The organism is Biformimicrobium ophioploci (assembly GCF_030270605.1).
GTDB classification, from domain to species: Bacteria; Pseudomonadota; Gammaproteobacteria; order Pseudomonadales; family Cellvibrionaceae; genus Biformimicrobium; species Biformimicrobium ophioploci.
This window is the reverse complement of record NZ_BSYJ01000020.1, coordinates 1-1,186: the sequence shown is the minus strand read 5'-3', so window position 1 is coordinate 1,186 and position 1,186 is coordinate 1. Positions and strand designations below refer to the sequence as shown.

2 protein-coding genes are annotated in these 1,186 nt (G+C 45.0%); both read left to right on the top strand.

The window, feature by feature from the left end; all coding sequences use genetic code 11:
* Nucleotides 1-288: hypothetical protein (locus tag QSJ80_RS15535; protein ID WP_285765384.1), on the top strand; the 288-nt coding region annotated here is incomplete at its 5' end.
* Between the two features lie 140 nt (nt 289-428).
* Nucleotides 429-1,070 carry a hypothetical protein gene (locus tag QSJ80_RS15530; protein WP_285765383.1) on the top strand — a complete coding sequence of 214 codons (642 nt, stop codon included), beginning with the start codon at nt 429-431 and terminating at the stop codon, nt 1,068-1,070.
* Nucleotides 1,071-1,186: the final 116 nt, after the last annotated feature.

The following is a 1,186-nucleotide window of genomic DNA, read 5'->3' as shown; positions in this document are numbered from 1 at the left end:
GCTATTAGATGGGAAAATTTGATGTGGGATAAGTCAATACCGAAGCGAGCGGCAAAGATCTCAGCGTATATATCCACTATGATTTTTGTAGTGATTCTGCTTAGAGCTTTGATTTTTCCAGTGGAGGGTTCTGCATCTGAGATCGCAATTCGAGTCCTAGTTTTGGCCGTGAGCATGCCAGCCGCGTTTTGGGTTTTCTTCGTCGGGTATCTATTTTTTAACCCAAATATCGACGGGCATTTAGATAGAAATGGCGGCGGAAAATATGGAGCGCAGCGTAATAGCTAACCAGTGAATGAAGGACGACGCCTTACGCTTTGCTTCACTTTTGTGTTGCTCGCGGGGCTCGCAATTTAACACAAAAGTGTGCGCGCTCGCGTGGCGCGCCTTATCCAGGCGTTAAGTATTTTTTGTAATCCTGAGAAATTATGAGTAGAGAAAAGGCCTTTTCGGTCAGGTTTCAGTGGGAAGAAAGCGGAACAAAGCAGCTCAAAATGAGCAAGCGCCCCTCTGAGGATATTGCTGATGGATCGCTAGCAGATGATGCAGAAATTGCTAGGAACATTCGAAAGAGGATGTCCCACTTAGCGGAGGTCTTGGCGCTTCTCCATAAGATTTACTTTGAAAATGAAGAACTATATGGAGATCGGTTTCTAGCTTTTGTCGGAAATGAAGTGGTTAGAGAATGGCCATGGAAAGATTATCCGTTTATCTCGCAGGCGGCTCTCCATCTTCTCCAAGAATGTGAATCTTATTCAGATATCTCCGGCAGGCTGCCTTTTGAAGTGAAGGATAGGGGTATAAGGGAAATATTTAAGAAGCTAAGATATGAACATTGGACCCCAATTTCATTCTTCAGGGATGTATTCCACTCCCATGAGCCGCTTGATAAGTCCACCTACTATCATTTGCTCATTAACTTTTATCGTGTCGTATGGATCACTAGAGAGGAGGATGATCTTCTCAATAAAAAGCATAGAAGTTGGCGGCCTAGCAAAACCTATGAAGAGCTGGGGATAGAAATTGTACCCCATGAAGCGTGGTCGGAGATCGGAGCGGAAAATACTTAACAAATGGCTGCAGCCGACTCCATGAGCTTTGCTTCGCTTTTGTGATGTTCGCTGCGCTCACATTTTTACACAAAAGCTTGGCGTCGCTATGTCGCGCTGAGCCAGGCGTTATGTTT